Consider the following 20467-nt stretch of genomic DNA (forward strand, 5'->3'; position numbering starts at 1 on the left):
GACCGGTGAGCCTCGCACCCCCGCAGCCCGCCGGACCGGTGAGCCTCAGGTGCGCAGCAGCCGCCCGATCGCCTTCGTGGCCTCCTCCACCTTCGCGTCGATCTCCGACCCGCCCTTGAGGGCCGCGTCGGCGACGCAGTGCCGCAGGTGCTCCTCCAGCAGTTGCAGGGCGAAGGACTGGAGGGCCTTCGTGGAGGCGGACACCTGGGTGAGTATGTCGATGCAGTAGACGTCCTCCTCGACCATCCGCTGCAGCCCGCGGATCTGGCCCTCGATCCGGCGGAGCCGCTTGAGGTGCTCGTCCTTCTGCTTGTGGTAACCGTGCGTGACGGGCCCGTGTTCGGTGATTCCGCTCACGTTCTCGGAGGGCGCCGTCGCTCCGGCCTCTGTGGTCGTCATCGCGTCCTCGCTCTCGGAATTCTCGGCACACACCGAGGAGACATACCCCTGGCGGGTATATGGTAACGAATCCTGCGGGGCGGCAGCAGCCTTGGCATGCCCCCGTGCCGAGCACGGGGGCTCATGGGCGACACTGGGGGACGGCCCCTTAGCCGTGGCCGGATGATGCGCTTAACATCACCCTGACCCGAACCGAAGCACCCCGAGGACCCCACGTGCGCTTTCGTCTGACCCCCAGGGAGACGAGCTTCTACGACATGTTTGCCGCGTCCGCGGACAACATCGTCACGGGCTCGAAACTCCTGATGGAACTGCTCGGGGCGGACGCTTCCGCCCGGGCCGAGATCGCAGAGCGTATGCGGGCCGCGGAACACGCAGGTGACGACGCCACGCATGCGATCTTCCACCAGCTGAACTCCTCGTTCATCACGCCCTTCGACCGCGAGGACATCTACTCCCTCGCGTCGTCCCTCGACGACATCATGGACTTCATGGAGGAGGCCGTCGACCTGGTCGTCCTCTACAACGTCGAGGAACTGCCCAAGGGCGTCGAGCAGCAGATCGAGGTTCTGTCCAGGGCGGCGGAACTGACGGCCGAGGCCATGCCGCATCTGCGGACCATGGACAACCTCACCGAGTACTGGATCGAGGTGAACCGTCTGGAGAACCAGGCGGACCAGATCCACCGCAAGCTGCTCGCCCACCTGTTCAACGGAAAGTACGACGCGATCGAGGTGCTGAAGCTCAAGCAGATCGTGGACGTGCTGGAGGAAGCCGCGGACGCCTTCGAGCACGTGGCGAACACGGTGGAGACCATCGCGGTCAAGGAGTCCTGAGGCGTCCATGGACACCTTCGCTCTGATCCTGACCGTCCTGGTCGCTCTCGGCTTCGCCTACACCAACGGCTTCCACGACTCCGCCAACGCCATCGCGACCTCCGTGTCGACCCGGGCGCTCACTCCGCGCGCCGCGCTGGCGATGGCCGCGGCGATGAACCTCCTCGGCGCCTTCCTCGGCAGCGGGGTCGCCAAGACCGTCAGCGAGGGCCTGATCCAGACGCCCACCGGCGGCAAGGGGATGGGCATCCTCTTCTCCGCCCTCCTCGGGGCCATCGTCTGGAACCTGGTCACCTGGTACTTCGGCCTGCCCTCGTCCTCCTCGCACGCCCTGTTCGGCGGCATGGTGGGCGCGGCCCTGGCGGGCGGTACGACGGTGTACTGGTCCGGCGTGCTGGACAAGATCGTCACCCCCATGTTCCTGTCCCCGGTGGTCGGTCTGATCGTCGGCTACCTGGTCATGACGGCGATCATGTGGATCTTCCGCCGGACCAACCCGCACAAGGCCAAGCGCGGCTTCCGCATAGCGCAGACGGTGTCCGCGGCCGGCATGGCGCTCGGACACGGCCTTCAGGACGCCCAAAAGACCATGGGCGTCGTGGTGATGGCCCTGGTCATCGCCGATGTCGAGGACTACGGAGACCCGATCCCGGTGTGGGTGAAGCTGGTCTCCGCGCTCATGCTGTCCCTGGGCACCTACGCGGGCGGCTGGCGCATCATGCGCACCCTGGGCCGCAAGATCATCGAACTGGACCCGCCGCAGGGTTTCGCCGCCGAGACCACCGGCGCGTCGATCATGTTCGCCACGGCGTACCTCTTCAAGGCGCCGATCTCCACGACCCATGTGATCACCTCGGCGATCATGGGTGTGGGCGCGACGAAGCGGGTCAACGCCGTCCGCTGGGGCGTGGCGAAGAATATCGTCCTGGGCTGGTTCATCACCATGCCGGCCGCGGCGATCGTGGCGGCCTGCGCCTTCTGGCTGATCAGGCTGGCGTTCCTGTAGAAGCCGGGCCCGGTGTGGTCACACTGGAACCATGACGAGCAAGGCACTCCTCGAAGGCGGGCCGGAGGACCTCGCGGGCACCGTGGTGCCGGTGGTCCCTCCCGGACAGGAACTGAAGATCCCGCACCTCGGGGGATACGAGCACTACAAGGTCACCTCGCGCCACGAGGACAGCAAGGAAGGACAGGTCACCGTCTACCAGTGGTGGGAGCGCACCGAAGTCGCCGAGTGAGCGGCCGGGCGCGCACCCCGGCCGGTGAAACGCGCGGGCCCGCCCCCGGGAGCCAGGGGCGGGCCCTTCTGCGACCTCGCGGTGGCACCGCCATGCAGCACCGCGAGGGATCTGGGGGAGGACCGGCGGTCCAGTGCCGCGGCAGCAACGTTTGCCCGTGAAGGAGCGGCGTCCGGTGCGTGCTCTGGGCGTACCCCCTGCTCGAAGAGCTTGGGGGAGTGCCGGCCGGAAGTCCTCGTACTGGACGTACTTGGGCTTTCGGCCGGTGCGGCGAGAGGGCGTGCCGGGCGTCGCGACGGGGCGAACGTTGCCTGTCGGGGCACTAGCCGAAGCGGCCGGAGATGTAGTCCTCGGTCGCCTGCACGGACGGGTTGGAGAAGATCCGCTCGGTCTCGTCGATCTCGATCAGCCGGCCCGGCTTGCCCACGGCCGCCAGGTTGAAGAACGCCGTACGGTCCGAGACGCGCGCCGCCTGCTGCATGTTGTGCGTCACGATGACGATCGTGAAGCGTTCCTTCAGCTCGCCGATCAGGTCCTCGATGGCGAGCGTGGAGATCGGGTCGAGGGCGGAGCAGGGCTCGTCCATGAGCAGCACCTTCGGCTCGACCGCGATGGCGCGGGCGATGCACAGACGCTGCTGCTGACCGCCGGAGAGGCCCGAGCCGGGCTTGTTCAGGCGGTCCTTGACCTCGTTCCAGAGGTTGGCGCCCTTGAGCGACTTCTCGACGATGTCGCTCAGCTCGCTCTTGCGGTAGTTGCCGTTCAGCCGCAGTCCCGCCGCCACGTTGTCGAAGATCGACATGGTGGGGAACGGGTTCGGGCGCTGGAAGACCATGCCCACCTCGCGGCGCACGGCCACCGGGTCGACCCCGGCGCCGTAGAGGTCTTCCTCGTCCAGGAGCACCTTGCCCTCGACCCGGCCGCCCGGGGTGACCTCGTGCATGCGGTTGAGGGTGCGCAGGAACGTCGACTTGCCGCAGCCGGAGGGGCCGATGAACGCCGTCACCGAGCGCGGCTCGATCGTCATCGAGATGTCCTCGATCGCCTTGTGGGCGCCGTAGTAGGCGGTGAGCCCGCTGACATCGATTCGCTTGGCCATGACTACTTCACTTCCAAAAGTCCGGGGGTCGCTGACAGGCCCCGCGCGGCAGCAGCCGCAGATCGTTAACGGGGGGCCTTCCAGCGGGCGATGCCGCGGGCCGCGAGGTTGAGGATCATCACGAAGGCGATGAGGGTGAGCGAGGCCGCCCACGCACGGTCGTACGCCGCGCCGGAGCCCGCGCTGTTCGTGTACTGCTGGTAGATGTACAGCGGCAGCGAGGACTGCGCCCCCTCGAAGGGGTTCGTGTTGATGAAGGGGTTGCCGAAGACCAGCAGCAGCACGGGGGCGGTCTCACCGGCGATACGGGCGATGGCCAGCACGATGCCGGTCGTGATGCCGCCGATGGAGGTCGGCAGGACCACACGCAGGATCGTGCGCCACTTCGGCACGCCCAGGGCGAGGGACGCCTCACGCAGCTCGTTCGGTACGAGCTTGAGCATCTCCTCCGTGGAGCGGACCACGACGGGCATCATCAGGATGGCCAGGGCCAGCGAACCGGCGAACCCGAACGGCTGCATCTTGAAGATCAGCATCAGGCTGAGGATGAACAGGCCCGCGACGATCGACGGGATACCGGTCATGACGTCGACGAAGAAGGTCACGGCCCGGGCGAGGCTGCCGCGCCCGTACTCCACCAGGTAGATCGCGGTGAGCACGCCGACCGGCGCGCCGATCAGGGTGGCGAGGCCGACCTGCTCCAGGCTGCCGATGATGGCGTGGTAGATGCCGCCGCCCGGCTCGGTGTCGGCGACCAGGCCCATCGAGTGGGTCAGGAAGTAGCCGTCCAGGACCTTCACACCGCGCTGGACGGTCGTCCAGACCAGGGAGACCAGCGGCACCAGGGCGAGCAGGAAGGCGACCCAGACGAGGCTGGTGGCGACCCGGTCCTTGGCCTGGCGGCGGCCCTCGACGCGGGCGGCCACGCCGTAGGTGCCGAGGACGAAGAGGACCGCGGCGATCAGACCCCACTGGACGCGGCTCAGGCCGCCGGCCAGGCCGATGGCGACCGCGGCGGCCAGGGAGCCGAGGGCGATGGCCCACGGGGACCACTTGGGCAGGCTGGCGCCGCGCAGACTGCTGGAGCGCTTGTCGGCGATGGCTGCGTGGCTCATGCGTTGGCCCCCGAGTAGTCCTTGCGGCGGGCGATGATCAGGCGGGCCGCGCCGTTGACCAGCAGAGTGATGACGAACAGGACCAGGCCGGAGGCGATCAGCGCGTCACGGCCGTACTCCGTCGCCTCGCTGAACTTGCTGGCGATGTTCTGGGCGAAGGTGCCGCCGCCCGGGTCGAGCAGGCTGGCCCGGATGGTGAAGGTCGGCGACAGCACGGTGGCGACCGCCATCGTCTCGCCGAGCGCGCGGCCGAGACCGAGCATCGAGGCGGAGATCACGCCGGACCGCCCGAAGGGCAGCACCGACACGCGGATGACCTCCCAGCGCGTGGCGCCGAGGGCCAGGGCCGCCTCCTCGTGCATCCGCGGGACCTGGCGGAACACCTCGCGGCTGACGTTGGTGATGATCGGCAGGATCATGATCGCCAGCAGGATGCCGACGGTGAGCAGCGAGCGAGGGGCGCCGCCCTCCCAGGAGAAGATCCCGGTCCAGCCGAGGTAGTCGTTCAGCCAGCCGAACAGGCCGTCCAGGTGCGGAACCAGGACCAGCGCGCCCCACAGACCGAACACGATGGACGGCACGGCGGCGAGCAGATCGACCACGTACGCGATGGGGCCGCTCAGCCGGCGCGGGGCGTAGTGCGTGAGGAAGAGCGCGATGGCGACCGCGACCGGAACGGCGATGACCATGGCGATGATCGAGGAGACCACCGTGCCGAAGGCCAGCACGGCGATGCCGAAGACCGGCGGCTGAAGGCCGGTGTTCCACTCGAAGGTGGTCAGGAAGTTGCCGTGGTCCTTGCTGATCGCCAGGGAGGCACGGTAGGTGAGGAAGACCGCGATCGCGGCCATGACGACCAGCAGCAGAATGCCCGACCCACGGGTGAGACCGAGGAAGATCCGGTCTCCGGGACGGGTGGCGCCGCGGGCGGCACGCTTGTGCTCGGCCTCCGTCGGCTGGGGGGAAGGCGCGTCGGCGCCTGTCGTGTGCGTTGATATGTCCATCGGGATCTCCGGTCTGCGGAGACGTACGCGCGTACGGCTCCTGGCGGCGGTGCACCGGACGGTGCGGCCCGGACCCCGCTGGGGGTCCGGGCCGCACTCGGATCAGCTCAGGCCGTCGATGGTGGTGCGGACCTTGCTGATGATCGCGTCAGGGATCGGCGCGTAGTCGTTCTCGGTGAGGATGTTCTGGCCCTCCTCGCTGGCGATGTAGCGCAGGAACGCCTTGGTGGCCGGCAGGGTGTCGGCCTTGTTGCCCTTGTCGCAGACGATCTCGTACGTGACCAGGACCATCGGGTAGGCACCCTCGGCCTTGGTGTTGTAGTTCAGCTGCAGCGCCAGGTCGCTGCCGGTGCCGACGACCTTGGCGTCCGCGATGGCCTTGGTGGCGTTCTCGACGGTGGCCTTGACCGGAGCGGCGGCACCCGTGTTGATGTCGACCGTGGGCATGTCCTTGGCGTACGACAGCTCGAAGTAGCCGATCGCGCCCTCGGTCTGCTTCACCTGCTGGGCCACACCGGAGGACTGCGGAGCAGCCTGGCCGCCCTTGGCCTGCCAGGCCTTGCCGCCCTCGTACTTCCAGTTCTCGGGGGTGGCGGCCTTCAGGTACTTGGTGAAGTTGTCCGTGGTGCCGGACTCGTCCGAGCGGTGGAACGCCTGGATCTTGAGGTTGGGCAGCTTGGCGCCGGGGTTCAGCTTCTTGATCGCCGCGTCGTCCCAGTTCTTGATCTTGCTGTCGAAGATCTTCGCCAGGGTCGGCGCGTCGAGGACCAGGTTGTCCACGCCCGGGACGTTGTAGCCGAGCGCGATCGGGCCGCCGACCATCGGCAGGTCGATGCCCTGACCGCCACCGGTGCAGACCTTCTGGGAGGCGGTGACCTCTTCGGGCTTCAGCGCCGAGTCGGAACCCGCGAAGGCGACCTGGCCCTGGGTGAACGCCGTGACACCGGCGCCGGAGCCGCCGCCCTTGTAGTTGATCTGCACGCCACAGGCCTGGCTGAACTGCTTCACCCAGGCGTCGATCGCGTTCTTCTGCGCCGAGGAGCCGTCGGCGAGCAGCTGGCCCTTGGCGTCGTCGCACTTGATGGAGCTGTTGGTGGCCGCCGCGGTGCTGCTGTCGTTGCCGGCGTTGTTCTTGGCACCGGTGTCGTCAGAGCCGCACGCCGTGAGGGCCAGGGCGCCGGAGACGGCGAGTGCGCCGAGAGCGAGTGCCCGCCGGGTCTTGCGCTGAAGCTTCACTTGAGTTCCTTCCGGGAGCCGCCGTCCTGTCCGGCGGCGTGCGAGGGTTTTGGCGACACCGATGCACCGACCTGCGCATCAGCACCGGGTAAGCCTGAAATTAGGCAGAACAGGTGAAGCCGCCGATTGCCGGAAGTGAACGAGGGGTGAACCCCTGCCGAAAGTGCGGTGAGGTCACGGAATGCTTACGGCGAGGGCACGGGTGAGACATGGCCGGCGGAAGGCCGGTCGCCACGGACACGGGGGCGCGCCGGACACCGAAGGGTCCGCCGTGTCCCCACCACGCGGACTGCACCGCGTCGGCGGCCCGCGCGACCGAAGCGGCCCGCGCCCGCGTGTCGGTGACGCCCCGACCGCCGTACTGTGGCAATCCTGCGGCGTGGTTCCCCGGAACCCTCCGGGCCGCCCCGTCGTCTCGTTCCGCAGGAACGACAGGAGGTGCGGGCATGGAACGACGGACTTTCCTGGGGGGCGGCGCGGCAGCGGTCGCCGCGATCGCGGCGACCGCGTGCAGCGGCGGCAGGGGCGGGGCGACGGCCCGGGCGGCGACGGCCCGGACCACCGCCACGGGGATGTCGGCGGTTTCCGGCACCCCCTCCGCGAGTACGGCGCCGAGAACCACCAGCCCCCCGGCCGCCGCCGGCTGGGCCGCGCTCGCCCGCTCCCTGGACGGCACCCTGGTCCGCCCCGGCGACGCCTCCTGGACGACCGCCAAGCAGCTCTACAACACCCGCTTCGACAGCCTCAAGCCCGCCGCGGTCGCGTACGTGGCCCACGCCGAGGACATCCGGACCGTCCTGTCCTACGCCCACGCCCACCACGTCCGCGTCGCCGTCCGCAACGGCGGCCACTCCTACGGAGGCTGGTCCTCCGGCGACGGCCGGCTGATCATCGACGTCTCCAGGCTCAGCCAGGTCCGGGCGAGCGGCTCCTCGGCGGTGATCGGCGCCGGCGCCAAGCTCATCGACATCTACCGCGCGCTCACCGCGAAGGGCGTGACGATCCCCGGCGGCTCCTGCCCGACCGTGGGCATCTCCGGCCTGGTCCTCGGCGGCGGCCACGGAGTAGTCGCCCGCGCCTACGGCCTGACCTGCGACAGCCTGACCCGGGCCACCCTCATCACGGCGGACGGCAGGCAACTGACCGCCGACGCCACCCGGAACAAGGACCTGTTCTGGGCGCTGCGCGGCGCGGGCAACGGCAACTTCGGCGTCGTCACCGAACTGGGGTTCAGGACCCACCCCGCACCGCAGGCCGTGTCGGCGTACCTGAGGTGGCCGTGGGCGAAGGCGGCGGCGGTCGTGAAGGCCTGGCAGGACTGGGGGCCCGGCCAGCCGGACGAGATCTGGTCGTCCCTGCACCTGGAGAGCTCGGCCGGCGGCACGCCCACTGTGTCCGTGGCCGCCTTCTCCCTGGGCACCTACGGCGCGTTGCAGAACGCGGTGGACCGCCTGGCCGCGGCGGTCGGCGCCCCGGCGTCGAGCGTGTCGCTCAGGCGCCACTCCTTCGAGCAGGCCATGGAGGCCTACGCCGGCTGCTCGTCCTTCCCGGTGGACGCCCAGTGCCACCTGCCGGGCACGACCCCCGGCCGCTCCCCGCAGGGCAGGCTCGGCCGCGAGACCTACGCGGCCCGCTCGGACTTCTTCGACCGCTCCCTGTCCTCGGCCGGCATCCAGACGCTGCTGGCCCAGCTGCGCTCGGTGCGGGGCGGCGCGGGCAGCATCGCGTTCACCGCGCTCGGCGGGGCGGTCAACCGGGTCTCCCCGACGGCGACGGCCTTCGTCCACCGCCGCTCACGCATGCTGGCCCAGTACGTCGCCTCCTGGCGCCCGGGCACCACCGGCTCGGCGGCCCAGTCCTGGCTGACGTCGGCGCACAACGCCATGCGGCCCTACGCCTCCGGCGCGGCCTACCAGAACTACAGCGACCCCACCCTCAGGAACTGGCGCACGGCCTACTACGGCGACGCGGCGACTCGCCTGACCAAGCTGAAGCGCCAGTACGACCCGCAGAACCTCTTCTCGTACCCACAGGGCCTGTGAGACCCGGCCGCGGACGGCCGTACCGCCGAGGTGCCGCGATGGGCCCGGGGGCGCCCGGCTACGCCGCCAGGTCCCGCTCCTCCGCCGACGCCCGCTCCTCGGCGGGGCGGTCGGAGACCACCGCGTCGCCCGCGCCGGCACCCCGCGCACGCACCAGCCGGCCGCCCCACGCCGACCCCTCGACCGCCTTGAGCAGCGGCGTGAGCAGAGCCATGGCCAGGGGGGAGAGCAGCAGCGCGACAGCCGTACCCAGCGCGAACCCGCCCACCACGTCCGTCGGATAGTGCACGCCCATGTACACCCGGCAGAACCCCTCGAGCAGCGCCAGCCCGATGCCCACCAGGCCGAAACGCCGGTCGACGACGAACAGCGCGACCGCCATCGCCATGGTGATCGTCGCGTGATCGCTCACGAAGGAGTAGTCGGTCTTCCCCTGCACCAGGACGTCCAGCCCCTGATGGTCCAGGAAGGGCCGGGGCCGCTGCACGAAGCCCCTTATCGGCACGTTCACGAGCACCGCGAGACCGGCCGCCAGCGGCACCCACACCAGCGCGGCGACGGCGGACGCCGCCCCTTCGCCGCCCCGGCGCCGCACGGACCACCAGCACCACAGCACGAGCAGCACCATGGCGAGCAGCAGCCCGTACTCACCGACGTACTCCATGCCCCGGTCGAACCAGCGCGGCGCGTCCTTGGCCAGGCTGTTGATGTGGTAGAGCAGGTCGACGTCGGGGTTCGACCCGGATTCGGCGAGTCCAGCCATCCTGCTGAGGCCCCTTCGTCGTGTCGTCGCGGGCGCACCCGGCGTGCGCCGCCCCTGCCCACCCCCGTGGTCGTAGATCCGCTTCCGCTGCGCGCGCATAGGGCACACACGCCACCGGTCGCACTCCTGGCTACGTCAACACCAACGCACGACCCTGATGGATGCGTTCCGCACTCCACCGAATGATCACGCAGACGTTATCGAAGAGAGACTCGTCCCCGCAGTTCAGGACGTTGGCTCACCGCCCGTTCACACCGTGGTGGGGAGTGCTTTCGCGCCATCCTCGGTGACCCTGGTGGCTCCGAAGTAGTCGGGTGTGTCGATGGGATCGAAGCGGATCACGGCGCCCGGTCTCGGCGCGTCGATCATGTACCCGCCGCCGACGTAGATGCCGACGTGCCGGATGGCCCGCGAGTTGGTCGGATCGTCGGAGAAGAACACCAGGTCACCCGGCAGCAGTTCGTCCCGCTTCGGGTGGGGCCCGGCGTTGTACTGGTCGTTGGCGACCCGCGGCAGCGTGACCCCCACGCTCTCGTAGGCGGCCTTGGTCAGCCCCGAGCAGTCGAACCGTCCGCCCTGCTCGGCGGTGCCGTTCCCGCCCCACAGATAGCGCGTGCCGAGCTTGCTCTGCGCGAAGGAGATGGCCACGGCGGCCTGTTTGGAAGGATCGACGCGGGTGACGGGGGCGGCGAAGCTCTTCTCCAGGGTCGTGATCGTCTTCACGTAGTTCCGGGTCTCCGCGTACGGTGGCACGCCGCCGTACTTGATCACCGCGTAGGCCCCGGCGTTGTAGGCGGCGAGCATGTTGTGGGTCACGTTGCCCGGCACGTCCTTGACGTACGACGCGAGTTCGCAGTCGTAGGACGCGGCCGACGGAATCGCGTCACCCGGGTTCCAGACGTCCGCCTTCCCGTCGCCGTCGCCGTCGATGCCGTGCGTGGCCCAGGTGCCCGGGATGAACTGCGCTATCCCCTGCGCCGCGGCGGGGCTCCTGGCGTTCGGGTTGAACCCGCTCTCCTGGTACAACTGGGCAGCCAGCAAAGCCGGGTTGATCGCGGCGCAGAGGTTGCCCCACTTCTGCACGAGGGGCTGGTACGCGGCCGGCACGGCGCCCTTGGCGAGCCCCACGGCCCCGCCGCCCACCCCGCCCGCGATGTTCCCCGCGACGACGTACACGCCGACGACGAGCAGGGTGACGAAGCCGAGCCCGGAAGCGACGGCGGCGGCCGCCACGATCCATGCCTTGCGCACCGTCAACCGCCCCTCGTCCCACGGGAGTCCGCCGTCGACAGTGTAGAGGCGCCCGCCGCGCTTTCGAGGTGATCACACACGGGCGCAGGGCAGCACGGCGGCCGGCCGCCGTGCGACCCCGCCGGGAGCGCGGTGCGGATCAGGGATCGGCGGACGCGTCCTTGTAGAGCTCCGCCGCGGTGGCCCCGAGGACCACGCTGTACGAGGTGTCCGCCGTCGAGCCGCCCGCCTCGTGGCCGCCGATCACACCGACGACCTCCTGGCCACGGTTGACCCACGGGCTGCCGCTGGTGCCGCCGGTGAACTTCGGGCAGTCGATGCGCTGCTGGGTGCCACTGTGGGCCCGCGGCCTGTTGGTGCAGCTGATGGGCACCTCGCGGGAGTTCGGGTAGCCGGTGACGGTGACCGCGGCCGCCCCGGTCGACGCCCCGGTGACGAAGCGGTTGGCGCCGACGACGTCCTCGACGCCCTTGCCGGCCCGCGGGGCGAGCACGGCGAAGGCCATGTCGCTGTCCTCGTCCTGGTGCGCGGACCAGTCGTCGGGCAGGAAGCGCCGCTTCACCGTCCACACCCCGTAGGGCGCCCGGCCGTTCCGGTACCCCGGCACGAACACCAGGTCGGAGCCCCCGCCCAGGCAGTGGGCGGCGGTGACGAGGAGGTTCCGGTGGGGACTGTGCACCACCGAGGCCGTGCAGAAGTGGTTGCCTGCGAGGTCGCCGGCCTTGTCCGCGCCGAAGAGCGCCCCGATCCGGGCGCTCTGCGGGGTCTTCGACGTGACGGCGGTCACCCCGAGGGGTCCGGTCACTCCGAGCCGGCCGGGCCCGTCGTGCGCGGCAGCGACGGAGACCGAGGTCACGGCCAGCAGCGCCAGAAGGGCGAACAACGCCCGCACACCGGCCCGGCGGTGCGCGGGACGTGCGCGATCAGCGGTGCTCTTGATACCTGTGGTGCGCTTCATCAGGCTCCACTGTGCTGGACGAGGGTGAGAATCGGACCCCGACTTCCCTGAGATTCTCCTGTGAAACGCCCGTTCATCGTATGACCGGCCTCACACCCCTCACGACGCGTTCCTCACGACGCATCCCGCTCGCTGCCCCGCTCGCTACCCCGCTCGCCGTCTCGCTCGACGCCGGAGCCGGCGGACGTGCGAACGCGGTGCCGCCGCGGAAAAGCGTGAGACCATCGGCCACGGGCGGCCACTCACCCGACTGGTCGTCAGAAACCGTACCGGCACGGAAGAAACGTCAACGACGGAACCACACCACGGGTTGCGGTCGGACTTCATTGCCCGGCGTGACCTGCCGTGATACACAGAGTGACCATACGTACGAAACCCACCAGGCAATGCCGCCAAGTCGACATACGGCGGCGTCATTGTCGGCGAGAATGGGCCTGACCTCTGCACAAGGGCAGAGGGCGCGGAACTACCCAACAGGGGCGGTGACTTACATGCTCTTTGCGGCCGACAAGGGAGACATCAACACCATCATCGGCGGGATCGCTCCGAACTGGGGCCCCTTCGGCAGCCTGGGCAACGAGGCGAAGGTGATGATCGAGGTGGTGATGGCCGTGGCCATCCTGCTCTGCCTCGGCATCGCCGTCTGGGGCGCCGCCAAGCAGCGCATCGGCGCCACGGCCCTGCGCGACACGTTCAGCGCCGAGCAGGGCAAGGGCCTGATCATCGCCGGACTGACGGGCGTGTTCATCATCGGCTCGCTCGGCACGCTCTTCACCATCGTGTACGGCATGGCCGTGTAACCGGCGCACACCCGCGCATGCCGCGCACGGTGCTCCGTGCGCACCGCCGGTCGGACCCTCCGGGCGCGCCCGGTGCCCCCGCTGCCCCTACCCACCCACCGTGCCCACCGGCTGAGGTTGCGTTTCCCTGATGTCGAGTCACCACACCGCGTCCACGCGGGAACCAGCACGGCTACCGTCGTACTTCCACGCATTCCGGTACGAGGTCGAGGGGGCGTACGGGGCATGAGTCGCTCAGACGGGCACGGGTACGGCGATTCGGCGCGCGCCGACGACGGGCCGTACGCGGACGGGCAGACCCGCACCCGGCTCCCGGACCGGCCCGGCGACCCCTACGGCGGCGCGCGGCGCGGCGGCCGCTCGTCCTCGCGCAGCCTGATCACGGTGGTCGCCGTGGTCGTCCTCCTCATCGCCGCGATCGCCTTCGCGAACCGCTCGGGAGGCCGCTCCCCCGCCGCCGGCGGCAACGCCGACAAGCCGAAGGCGGCGGCGACCGCGGCGACCGGCAAGCAGCCGGTGCGCACGAAGTCGGGCGGAATCCCCTCGGGGTTCGCACACGACGAACAGGGGGCGCAGAGCGCTGCCGCGAACTACGCCGTGGCCCTCGGCTCAACCGGCATGTTCAAGAAGGACACCCGGCACACCCTCCTGGACCTCCTCTACACCCCCGACGCGGCGGCCAGGCTCCAAGACCCCATGGACCAGGCCTACTCGGCGGACTTCCTCGGCAAGATGGGCCTGGACGCGGACGGCAACCCGCCCACCGGCGGCACGTTCGTCTCCCGCGTGGTGCCGGTGGGCACCACCGTGAAGCAGTACAGCGACAGCGGCGCCGAGATCGCGGTCTGGTACATGGGACTCATCGGCATGTCCGCGGAGACCTCCACCGACCCGGTCACCTCGTCCTGGAAGACGTGGACGTTCGAACTCCAGTGGTCGAGAGGCGACTGGAAGATCGTCTCCGACGCCCAGAAGGACGGCCCCGCTCCGGTCCCCGGTGACGACAAGGCCGCCACCTCCGACGAGATCCGCAAGGCCATCGAAGAGTACGGAGGGTTCACGTATGCCCGGTAGCAAGCAGCGCCTGCTCGGGCTCACCGGAGCCGTGGCAGCCGTGCAGACGTCGGTCGTGCTGTTGGCCGCCCGTGCCGTCGCCGCGCCCTCACCCAGCCCGACACCGTCGCCGAGCGGCAACAACTGCGACCTCATCGTCGGCCGGGCCAGGCAGTACTGCGAGCGTGGCAACAGCCCCAGCGGCGGCGGTTCCCGGGCACCCGACCCCACCTCCACCCTCGACCCCCTCTCCTCCCTCGCCAAGGGCTGTGCCGACGCCGCCTCCTGGACCGTCACCAAGCTCAGCAAGGCCGTGCAGGAGACCGCGAACGTCGACTTCACCAACCAGAAGTTCCTCCAGCAGTACGCGGTCGTGTTCGCCGCGTCGACCGTGCTCACGCTGGTGCTCTGGCTGCTGGCCGTGGCCAAGCGGGCCGTGCGCGGCGTGCCGCTGTCCACCGCCATCTCCGAGGCGGTCGGCTTCCTTTGGCTGACCGTGCTCGCCTCGGCCTTCACCCCGCTGATCCTCTACACGGTCGTCTCGGCCACCGACGGCGTCTCCGACGTCCTCGCCAAGGCGACCGGCGACCAGGCCGGCACCTTCTTCGGCACGTTCTCCGCCGCGCTCGCCAAGGGCGAGAACATCGGCGGCGGGCCGATCATGCTGATAGTCGTCTCCCTGGTCTCCATCCTCGCCGCGGGCGTGCTCTGGCTGGAACTCGTCATCCGCGCCGCCCTGCTGTACGTCGGCGCCCTGCTCGGCACCGTCGTCTACGCCGGACTGGTCGACAAGAACCTGTGGGGGCACGTACGCCGCTGGGCCGGAATCATGATCGCGGTGATCCTGGTGAAGCCGGTCATCGTGATCGTGCTCGGGCTCGCCGGGGCGCTGTCCTCGGGCGACAACGGCCCCGGCGCCTTCTCCGCGGTCGTCTCCGGCCTCGCGATCATCCTGCTGGCCATCTTCGCCAGCGCCATGATCTACCGGTTCGTCCCGGGCTTCGGCGACGAGATCGCGGCCGGCCGCAACAACCGCATCATGCAGGGCGCCGAGAGCAAGGCCGCCGCGGTCATCAGCTCCCCGGCCAGCCTGGTCGCACAGGGCATCAAGACCCACAGCACCCGGGCCGACAGCAACGGCGGTGGCGGCGGCCAGTCGTCCGCGCGCCCGGCCAACCCGGTCTCCGGCGGCGTCGCCGCGCACAGCGCCCGCGTCCCGGACGGTGGCGGCGGATCCGTCCCCTCCTCCGCACCCGCTCCCCGCGCACCCAGCCCGGTGAACACCCCCCACGCCGGAAGCACCCGCAAGAGCAGTACCAACCGCACGGGAGGTGAAGGGCGTTGACGACCGATTCCCATGTGTCCCACACGGTCACGCCCCGCCGTACATATCTGATCGGCCGCGCCCGGCCGAACGCGATCGTCGGCCGCAACCGCGAGACCGGCGAGATCGCCCTGATCATCGCGGGCGCGTTCATCGGCATGATGTGCGGCCTGCTGGTCCCGGTGCTGCCCCTGCGCATCGTGCTGCTGACCGGCTTCCCGCTGCTGTCACTGGCCGCGGTCTACGTGCCGTACCGGCACCGCACGTTCTACAAGTGGTTCGAGATCAACCGCAGTTACAAGCGCACCGTCAAGAGCGCCGCCGTCTACCGCTCGGGCGTGATGGAGGCCGGAACGGACCTGGACGGCCGGGAGGTCGAGATCGGGCCGCCGCCCGGCATCGGCCGGATCACCTGGCTCGCCGCGCCGTTCGGACCGGACGAGATCGCCGTACTGCTGCACGCCGACCGCAAGACGGTCACCGCCGCCATCGAGATCGAGGGCCCCGGCGTCGGCCTGCGCGACTCCGAGGACCAGGAGGCCCTCGTCGACCGCTTCGGCACCCTGCTCAAGCACGTGGCCAACGGCGACGGATTCGTCACCCGCCTCCAGATGCTCGCCCGCACCCTGCCCGCCGACCCCGACGCCCACGCCAAGGACGTCGTCGTTCGCGGGGACGAGCGGGCGCCGCAGTGGCTCCAGCAGTCCTACGACCAGCTCCAGTCCATGGTGTCCACCAGCAGCGAGCAGCACCGCGCCTACCTCGTCGCCTGCATGCACTTCACCCGCGAACTCGCCGCCGAGGCCCACGCCATGGCGCGGGCCGCCCGGCCCCAGGCGGGCCGCAAACTGGACCGGGACGCCGGACTCGCGGTCGTCATGGCCCGCGAGCTGACCGACATCTGCTCCCGGCTCCAGGAAGCCGACATCCGCGTACGGCAGCCGCTCGGTCAGGGGCGGCTGGCCTCGCTGATCCACTCCATGTACGACCCGGACCACCCCATCGACCACATCCAGGCGATGACCAAGCGCAACGCCTGGCCGGCCGAACTGGACGCCATGGAGCCGACGTACCTCCAGGCCAAGACCCGCGAGTCGGCGACCCGCGCACCCTGGTGCCACGCCACCGCCTGGGTCAAGGAGTGGCCGATGACCCCGGTCGGCGTGAACTTCCTCGCGCCCCTCCTCGTCCACACCCCGGACGTCATCCGCACCGTCGCCGTCACGATGGACCTCGAACCCACCGAGGTCGCCATCGAACGCATGCTGACCGAGAAGACCAACGACGTCGCCGAGGCCAGCCGCGCCGCGAAGATGAACCGCACCGTGGACCCGCGCGACGTGGCCGCCCACAGCCGTCTCGACCAGCGCGGCGAGGACCTCGCGAGCGGCGCGGCCGGCGTCAACCTGGTCGGCTACATCACCGTTTCCTCCCGCTCCCCCGAGTCCCTGGCCCGCGACAAGCGGACGATCAGAGCCTCGGCCGGGAAGTCGTACCTGAAACTGGAGTGGTGCGACCGCGAGCACCACCGCGCCTTCGTGAACACGCTTCCGTTCGCCACCGGAATCCGACGGTAGGGGCTGATGCTCTGATGCGGGACCCGCTGACCGCACTCACGGACGCCTTCACATCCTTCCTGTTCGGGAAGGTGGAGACGACCCGGCTGCCGGTGAGAACGTCCACGGGCCAGGCCCAGGCGGTCTACCTGCCCACCGCCGCGCCCGGCCTCGGCGACTCGGGCGTCATCATCGGCCGCGAGGTGTACTCCGGGAAGGGCTACATCTACGACCCCTTCCAGCTGTACGGCCAGCAACTCCCCGCGCCGCACTGGCTGGTGCTCGGCGAGTCCGGCAACGGCAAGTCGGCGCTGGAGAAGACCTACGTCCTGCGCCAGCTCCGCTTCCGCGACCGCCAGGTCGTCGTCCTGGACGCCCAGGGCGAGGACGGGGTGGGCGAGTGGAACCTCATCGCGGAAGAGCTGGGGATAACGCCGATCCGGCTGGACCCGGCGGCGGCCCTCGACCACGGCATCCGGCTCAACCCCCTGGACCCGTCGATCACGACCACGGGCCAGCTTGCGCTGCTGCGGACCATCATCGAGGTCGCGATGGGCCACGGCCTGGACGAGCGCTCCGGCTTCGCGCTGAAGGTCGCCCACGCGTACGTCAACGAGACGATCGTGGAACGCCAGCCGGTGCTGACGGACATCGTCGAGCAACTCCGGCACCCCGAACCGGAGTCGGCCGAGGCGATGAACGTCGCCATAGACGACGTACGGGCCTGGGGCCTGGACGTGGCACTGGTCCTGGACCGCCTGGTCGACGGCGACCTGCGCGGCATGTTCGACGGCCCCACCACGGTCGGCATCGACCTGGACGCGCCCCTGATCGTCTTCGACCTGTCCCACATCGACCGCAACTCCATCGCCATGCCGATCCTGATGGCGATCGTCGGCGTGTGGCTCGAGCACACCTGGATCCGCCCCGACCGCAAGAAGCGCATCTTCCTGGTCGAGGAGGCCTGGCACATCATCAACAGCCCGTTCGTGGCCCAGCTGTTCCAGCGGCTGCTGAAGTTCGGCCGCCGGCTGGGTCTGTCGTTCGTGGCCGTCGTCCACCACCTGTCCGACGTGGTGGACGGAGCGGCGGCCAAGGAGGCCGCCGCGATCCTGAAAATGGCCTCCACCAGGACGATCTACGCCCAGAAGGCGGACGAGGCGAGGGCGACGGGACGGGTGCTCGGCCTGCCCAGGTGGGCGGTCGAGATCATCCCGACCCTGACGCCCGGTATCGCGGTCTGGGACGTCAACGGCAATGTCCAGGTGGTCAAACACCTGGTCACCGAGACCGAACGGCCGCTGGTGTTCACCGACCGCGCCATGACGGAGTCCTCCAGCGACCGCCTCTCCGACGACACGCTGCGCGCCGCGGAGTTGGAGGCCGAGGAACGGGCGGCGGCCTTCATGGGACAGCACATCGCCGACCTGGACGGCTCCTCGGAGTCGACGGTGGCCTAGAGGGGACGCACGCGTGAGACCGGACGACCGCGACCACGGACAGGGCCGCCAGGGCCGGCGGGACGGCCAGGGCGGCGTTCCCGACGGCCTGCTGGTCGGCGTCCTGGCCTTCCTGCTCGGCATGACCCTGCTGGTGTGGACGGCCACCGGACTCGCCGGCCTGTTCGCCAACGGTTCCTGGCCCTCCGGTGTCGCCTTCGCCCGTACGCCGCTGGCGATGCGCCACCTCATCGCCGACCCGCACGACATTCCCGGCGCCTGGCCGGACGCCGCGCCGGAGCGGCTGTCGGGGTACGGGCTGTTCTGGGGCCTGTTCATCGGCCAGTTGATGGTGCTGTTCGTGCTGACCGTGTTCGTGCTGGGCACGGTGGCCCGGTGGAGAGCCGGGAGAGTACGCAGACGGGCGGAGAGAACGGCGGCCCGGGAACGGGCGGCGGTGCCGGAACCCCAGGAGGTGCCTGCGCCGGTTCCCCAGGAGGTCCCCACCCAGCGGACGGCCCCGGAGCCCGGACGGCCGCTCGTGGCCGCCCAGCAGCCCGCGGAGGCCCCACAGCCCGTGGAAGCCCAGCAGCCGGTCGAGGCACCGCGGCCCGCGGACCGGACGGCACCCGCGACGCCCCTCGCACAGCCCCTCGTGCCGTTCGCCGCCGGCAGCCGTGGCGGACCGCTCGGCGGACAGGAGAAGGTCCTGATCGCGCCGCGTGAGGCCCGGCAGGCGGCCGCGGCGCAGGCGATCCTGGACGCGGCAGGACCGGCCCTCGTCATCACGTCGAACCCTGCCCTGTGGCTGGACACGAAGGACTCCCGGGCCAAGCTGGGCCCGGTCCTCCTCTACGACCCCGCCCACCTCTGCGACACCCCGGCCCGCCTCCACTGGTCCCCCACGGTGGGCTGCGAGGACAAGGCGACGGCGACCGCCAGGGCCGCCGCACTGCTCGCCCCGGTCCGCCCCACCGCCAAGGTCGACCAGGCGACGGGCGACACCGCGGAAACCCTTCTGCGCAGCTTCCTGCACGCCGCCGCCATAGACGGCCGCGCCGTCCGCCACGTCCACCGCTGGGCGCAGGGCACACAGGTCCAGGATGCCGTGCGGATCCTCCGTACGAACCCCAAGGCCGCCGCCGGATCGGCCGGCGAGCTTGAGGCCTCGCTCACCTCGTACCCCGAACGGCGTGACGTCGCCCAGGAGTTGACCGGTCGCGCACTGGCCTCCCTGTTCACGGTGAACATCCGCGAGGCCTGCACTCCAAACCGAACTGATGCGGTCGCCTTGGATTCCTTCGTGAACGAAGGGGGCACGCTTTATGTGGTCGGCGAATCCCTCGAGGATCCCCGGACCAACCCGGGTGCGATGCCCCTCCTGACGGCACTCGCCTCAAGCGTGGTCGAGCGCGGCCGGCGCATGGCCGAACGGTCATCCTCCGGTCGCCTCGACCCACCACTCACGCTCGTCCTGGACGACGTGGCCGCCGTCGCCCCGCTGCCCCAACTCCCGGGGCTGCTGGCCGACGGAGCCGACCAGGGGCTGCCCACGCTGGCGTTGCTCCGCTCCCGCGAGCAGGCACGCGCCCGCTGGCCGCACGACGAACTCCCGGCGTGACCAGGGCTCTCAGGGGCGTTCGAGGACGTACTCCAGCTCGGACTCCGCCGAACCGGCCGTCAGCGGCACGGTGACCCCGCTCGGCAGGAACCCGATCCTGCGGTAGAAGCGCAGGGCCCGCCCGTTGTCCTCGTGCACGATCAGCCGCACCCGCTCCACGCCGATGTCCCAGGCCCATTGCAGGGCCTCGTCGAACAGCACCTCGGTCAGCCCGCATCCGCGGTGCTCGGGCCGCACATAGACACCGACGACGTGTCCCTGCCGCCGCTCGACCGGGAGCCCGGCCCAGTCCGTCGTGCCGGCCTCCTCCACGAGCACGGTCACGCTTCCGACCCACTCGCCGTCCGGCCCCGCCACGATGAACTGCTGGGCGTTGCTCGACCCCGCGGAGGCCCCGGCCGTCCGCTCCTGCCAGAACGAGTCCGGCCTGGCCACGGCGTCGTCGTACGTCTCCAGAAAGGCGAGGTGGGCCACCGGGTCCTGGAGCGCGACCAGCCGCAGCGCTTTCGCGGCGGGCCACTCCTCGGCGCGCACGGCACGGACGACGTACTGCTCAGTGCTGCTGGGGCTGCTCATGGGGCCACGGTAATGCACCAAAACAAAAGGGCCCACACCTTTTCGGTGTGGGCCCTTTCTTTAAAATTTGTTCGGCGGCGTCCTACTCTCCCACAGGGTCCCCCCTGCAGTACCATCGGCGCTGTAAGGCTTAGCTTCCGGGTTCGGAATGTAACCG

Annotated in this window: 19 protein-coding genes and 1 rRNA gene; 10 read left to right on the forward strand and 10 right to left on the reverse strand. The window is 70.1% G+C overall.

Features of this window, described 5'->3' with window-relative positions; all coding sequences use genetic code 11:
• Positions 1-45: 45 nt before the first annotated feature.
• Positions 46-399, reverse strand: a complete 354-nt coding sequence (locus ACWEK3_RS29770) for a metal-sensitive transcriptional regulator (protein WP_450546927.1) — start codon at positions 397-399, stop codon at positions 46-48.
• 215 nt (positions 400-614) lie between these two features.
• Between ACWEK3_RS29770 and ACWEK3_RS29775 the strand changes: the two genes are divergently transcribed.
• The 3 genes from ACWEK3_RS29775 to ACWEK3_RS29785 are packed head-to-tail and all read left to right on the forward strand — an operon-like array spanning position 615 to position 2473.
• Positions 615-1235, forward strand: a complete 621-nt coding sequence (locus ACWEK3_RS29775; RefSeq protein ID WP_361420419.1) for a DUF47 domain-containing protein — start codon at positions 615-617, stop codon at positions 1233-1235.
• A 7-nt stretch (positions 1236-1242) separates the two neighbouring features.
• Positions 1243-2241 carry an inorganic phosphate transporter gene (locus ACWEK3_RS29780; protein WP_390727969.1) on the forward strand — a complete coding sequence of 333 codons (999 nt, stop codon included), beginning with the start codon at positions 1243-1245 and terminating at the stop codon, positions 2239-2241.
• Between the two features lie 31 nt (positions 2242-2272).
• The gene (locus ACWEK3_RS29785) at positions 2273-2473 is read left to right on the forward strand and encodes a DUF5988 family protein (RefSeq protein WP_361420425.1); all 201 of its coding nucleotides are present in this window, start codon (positions 2273-2275) and stop codon (positions 2471-2473) included.
• Between the two features lie 322 nt (positions 2474-2795).
• Here ACWEK3_RS29785 and pstB read toward each other — a convergent pair whose 3' ends face one another.
• From pstB to pstS, 4 genes are all read right to left on the reverse strand, one after another.
• Positions 2796-3572 carry a phosphate ABC transporter ATP-binding protein PstB gene (gene pstB / locus ACWEK3_RS29790; RefSeq protein WP_225074491.1) on the reverse strand — a complete coding sequence of 259 codons (777 nt, stop codon included), beginning with the start codon at positions 3570-3572 and terminating at the stop codon, positions 2796-2798.
• A 65-nt stretch (positions 3573-3637) separates the two neighbouring features.
• On the reverse strand, positions 3638-4687 hold the full coding sequence (pstA, locus tag ACWEK3_RS29795) for a phosphate ABC transporter permease PstA (protein WP_450546904.1): 1050 nt from the start codon (positions 4685-4687) through the stop codon (positions 3638-3640).
• A complete protein-coding gene (gene pstC, locus ACWEK3_RS29800; protein ID WP_453251006.1) occupies positions 4684-5691 on the reverse strand; it encodes a phosphate ABC transporter permease subunit PstC in 1008 nt (335 codons plus the stop codon). Before pstC ends, pstA begins: the two co-directional genes overlap by 4 nt.
• A 102-nt stretch (positions 5692-5793) precedes the next feature.
• On the reverse strand, positions 5794-6927 hold the full coding sequence (gene pstS, locus ACWEK3_RS29805; protein WP_450546906.1) for a phosphate ABC transporter substrate-binding protein PstS: 1134 nt from the start codon (positions 6925-6927) through the stop codon (positions 5794-5796).
• Between the two features lie 446 nt (positions 6928-7373).
• Between pstS and ACWEK3_RS29810 the strand changes: the two genes are divergently transcribed.
• A complete protein-coding gene (locus ACWEK3_RS29810) occupies positions 7374-8969 on the forward strand; it encodes an FAD-binding oxidoreductase (protein WP_453251007.1) in 1596 nt (531 codons plus the stop codon).
• 58 nt (positions 8970-9027) lie between these two features.
• Here ACWEK3_RS29810 and ACWEK3_RS29815 read toward each other — a convergent pair whose 3' ends face one another.
• The 3 genes from ACWEK3_RS29815 to ACWEK3_RS29825 all read right to left on the reverse strand — a co-directional run bounded on the left by ACWEK3_RS29815 (position 9028) and on the right by ACWEK3_RS29825 (position 11941).
• Positions 9028-9732 (reverse strand): phosphatase PAP2 family protein, encoded by a 705-nt coding sequence (locus ACWEK3_RS29815; RefSeq protein WP_450546908.1) that lies wholly within the window; start codon positions 9730-9732, stop codon positions 9028-9030.
• A 249-nt stretch (positions 9733-9981) separates the two neighbouring features.
• The gene (locus tag ACWEK3_RS29820; protein ID WP_450546909.1) at positions 9982-10989 is read right to left on the reverse strand and encodes a C40 family peptidase; all 1008 of its coding nucleotides are present in this window, start codon (positions 10987-10989) and stop codon (positions 9982-9984) included.
• Between the two features lie 133 nt (positions 10990-11122).
• The gene (locus ACWEK3_RS29825; RefSeq protein ID WP_453251008.1) at positions 11123-11941 is read right to left on the reverse strand and encodes a trypsin-like serine peptidase; all 819 of its coding nucleotides are present in this window, start codon (positions 11939-11941) and stop codon (positions 11123-11125) included.
• Positions 11942-12432: 491 nt separating this feature from the next.
• Here ACWEK3_RS29825 and ACWEK3_RS29830 point away from each other — a divergent pair, with 491 nt between their 5' ends.
• From ACWEK3_RS29830 to ACWEK3_RS29855, 6 genes are all read left to right on the forward strand, one after another.
• Positions 12433-12741, forward strand: a complete 309-nt coding sequence (locus ACWEK3_RS29830; protein WP_009189392.1) for a hypothetical protein — start codon at positions 12433-12435, stop codon at positions 12739-12741.
• Between the two features lie 225 nt (positions 12742-12966).
• Positions 12967-13815 carry a hypothetical protein gene (locus ACWEK3_RS29835; protein WP_453251009.1) on the forward strand — a complete coding sequence of 283 codons (849 nt, stop codon included), beginning with the start codon at positions 12967-12969 and terminating at the stop codon, positions 13813-13815.
• Positions 13805-15139, forward strand: coding sequence for a hypothetical protein (locus ACWEK3_RS29840; RefSeq protein WP_390877098.1), 1335 nt, complete (start codon positions 13805-13807; stop codon positions 15137-15139). Before ACWEK3_RS29835 ends, ACWEK3_RS29840 begins: the two co-directional genes overlap by 11 nt.
• Positions 15136-16695 (forward strand): SCO6880 family protein, encoded by a 1560-nt coding sequence (locus tag ACWEK3_RS29845; RefSeq protein WP_390877097.1) that lies wholly within the window; start codon positions 15136-15138, stop codon positions 16693-16695. The genes ACWEK3_RS29840 and ACWEK3_RS29845 overlap by 4 nt, the downstream gene beginning before the upstream one ends.
• 14 nt (positions 16696-16709) lie before the next feature.
• Entirely contained in the window at positions 16710-18134 is a 1425-nt protein-coding gene (locus ACWEK3_RS29850) for an ATP-binding protein (protein ID WP_453251010.1), read from the forward strand.
• Positions 18135-18147: 13 nt separating this feature from the next.
• Complete coding sequence (locus ACWEK3_RS29855; RefSeq protein WP_453251011.1) at positions 18148-19734, forward strand: type VI secretion protein; 1587 nt, start codon at positions 18148-18150, stop codon at positions 19732-19734.
• Between the two features lie 9 nt (positions 19735-19743).
• On the opposite strand, the gene ACWEK3_RS29860 is transcribed toward ACWEK3_RS29855, so the two are convergent.
• Together ACWEK3_RS29860 and rrf are read right to left on the reverse strand one after the other, a co-directional pair.
• A complete protein-coding gene (locus ACWEK3_RS29860) occupies positions 19744-20310 on the reverse strand; it encodes a GNAT family N-acetyltransferase (RefSeq protein WP_453251012.1) in 567 nt (188 codons plus the stop codon).
• 69 nt (positions 20311-20379) lie between these two features.
• Positions 20380-20467: ribosomal RNA gene (gene rrf / locus ACWEK3_RS29865) — 5S ribosomal RNA — on the reverse strand; the annotation flags it as partial.

Source organism: Streptomyces sp. NPDC004721, assembly GCF_053601495.1.

What these genes read in the sequence shown, in the direction of transcription:
- ACWEK3_RS29780 (WP_390727969.1), top strand. Translation starts at nt 1,243, where the DNA reads ATGGACACCTTCGCTCTGATCCTGACCGTCCTGGTCGCTCTCGGCTTC.
- ACWEK3_RS29835 (WP_453251009.1), top strand. Translation starts at nt 12,967, where the DNA reads ATGAGTCGCTCAGACGGGCACGGGTACGGCGATTCGGCGCGCGCCGAC.
- ACWEK3_RS29840 (WP_390877098.1), top strand. Translation starts at nt 13,805, where the DNA reads ATGCCCGGTAGCAAGCAGCGCCTGCTCGGGCTCACCGGAGCCGTGGCA.
- pstB (WP_225074491.1), bottom strand. Translation starts at nt 3,572, where the DNA reads ATGGCCAAGCGAATCGATGTCAGCGGGCTCACCGCCTACTACGGCGCC.
- ACWEK3_RS29860 (WP_453251012.1), bottom strand. Translation starts at nt 20,310, where the DNA reads ATGAGCAGCCCCAGCAGCACTGAGCAGTACGTCGTCCGTGCCGTGCGC.
- pstC (WP_453251006.1), bottom strand. Translation starts at nt 5,691, where the DNA reads ATGGACATATCAACGCACACGACAGGCGCCGACGCGCCTTCCCCCCAG.
- ACWEK3_RS29810 (WP_453251007.1), top strand. Translation starts at nt 7,374, where the DNA reads ATGGAACGACGGACTTTCCTGGGGGGCGGCGCGGCAGCGGTCGCCGCG.
- ACWEK3_RS29825 (WP_453251008.1), bottom strand. Translation starts at nt 11,941, where the DNA reads ATGAAGCGCACCACAGGTATCAAGAGCACCGCTGATCGCGCACGTCCC.
- ACWEK3_RS29830 (WP_009189392.1), top strand. Translation starts at nt 12,433, where the DNA reads ATGCTCTTTGCGGCCGACAAGGGAGACATCAACACCATCATCGGCGGG.
- ACWEK3_RS29815 (WP_450546908.1), bottom strand. Translation starts at nt 9,732, where the DNA reads ATGGCTGGACTCGCCGAATCCGGGTCGAACCCCGACGTCGACCTGCTC.
- pstA (WP_450546904.1), bottom strand. Translation starts at nt 4,687, where the DNA reads ATGAGCCACGCAGCCATCGCCGACAAGCGCTCCAGCAGTCTGCGCGGC.
- ACWEK3_RS29850 (WP_453251010.1), top strand. Translation starts at nt 16,710, where the DNA reads ATGCGGGACCCGCTGACCGCACTCACGGACGCCTTCACATCCTTCCTG.
- ACWEK3_RS29785 (WP_361420425.1), top strand. Translation starts at nt 2,273, where the DNA reads ATGACGAGCAAGGCACTCCTCGAAGGCGGGCCGGAGGACCTCGCGGGC.
- ACWEK3_RS29770 (WP_450546927.1), bottom strand. Translation starts at nt 399, where the DNA reads ATGACGACCACAGAGGCCGGAGCGACGGCGCCCTCCGAGAACGTGAGC.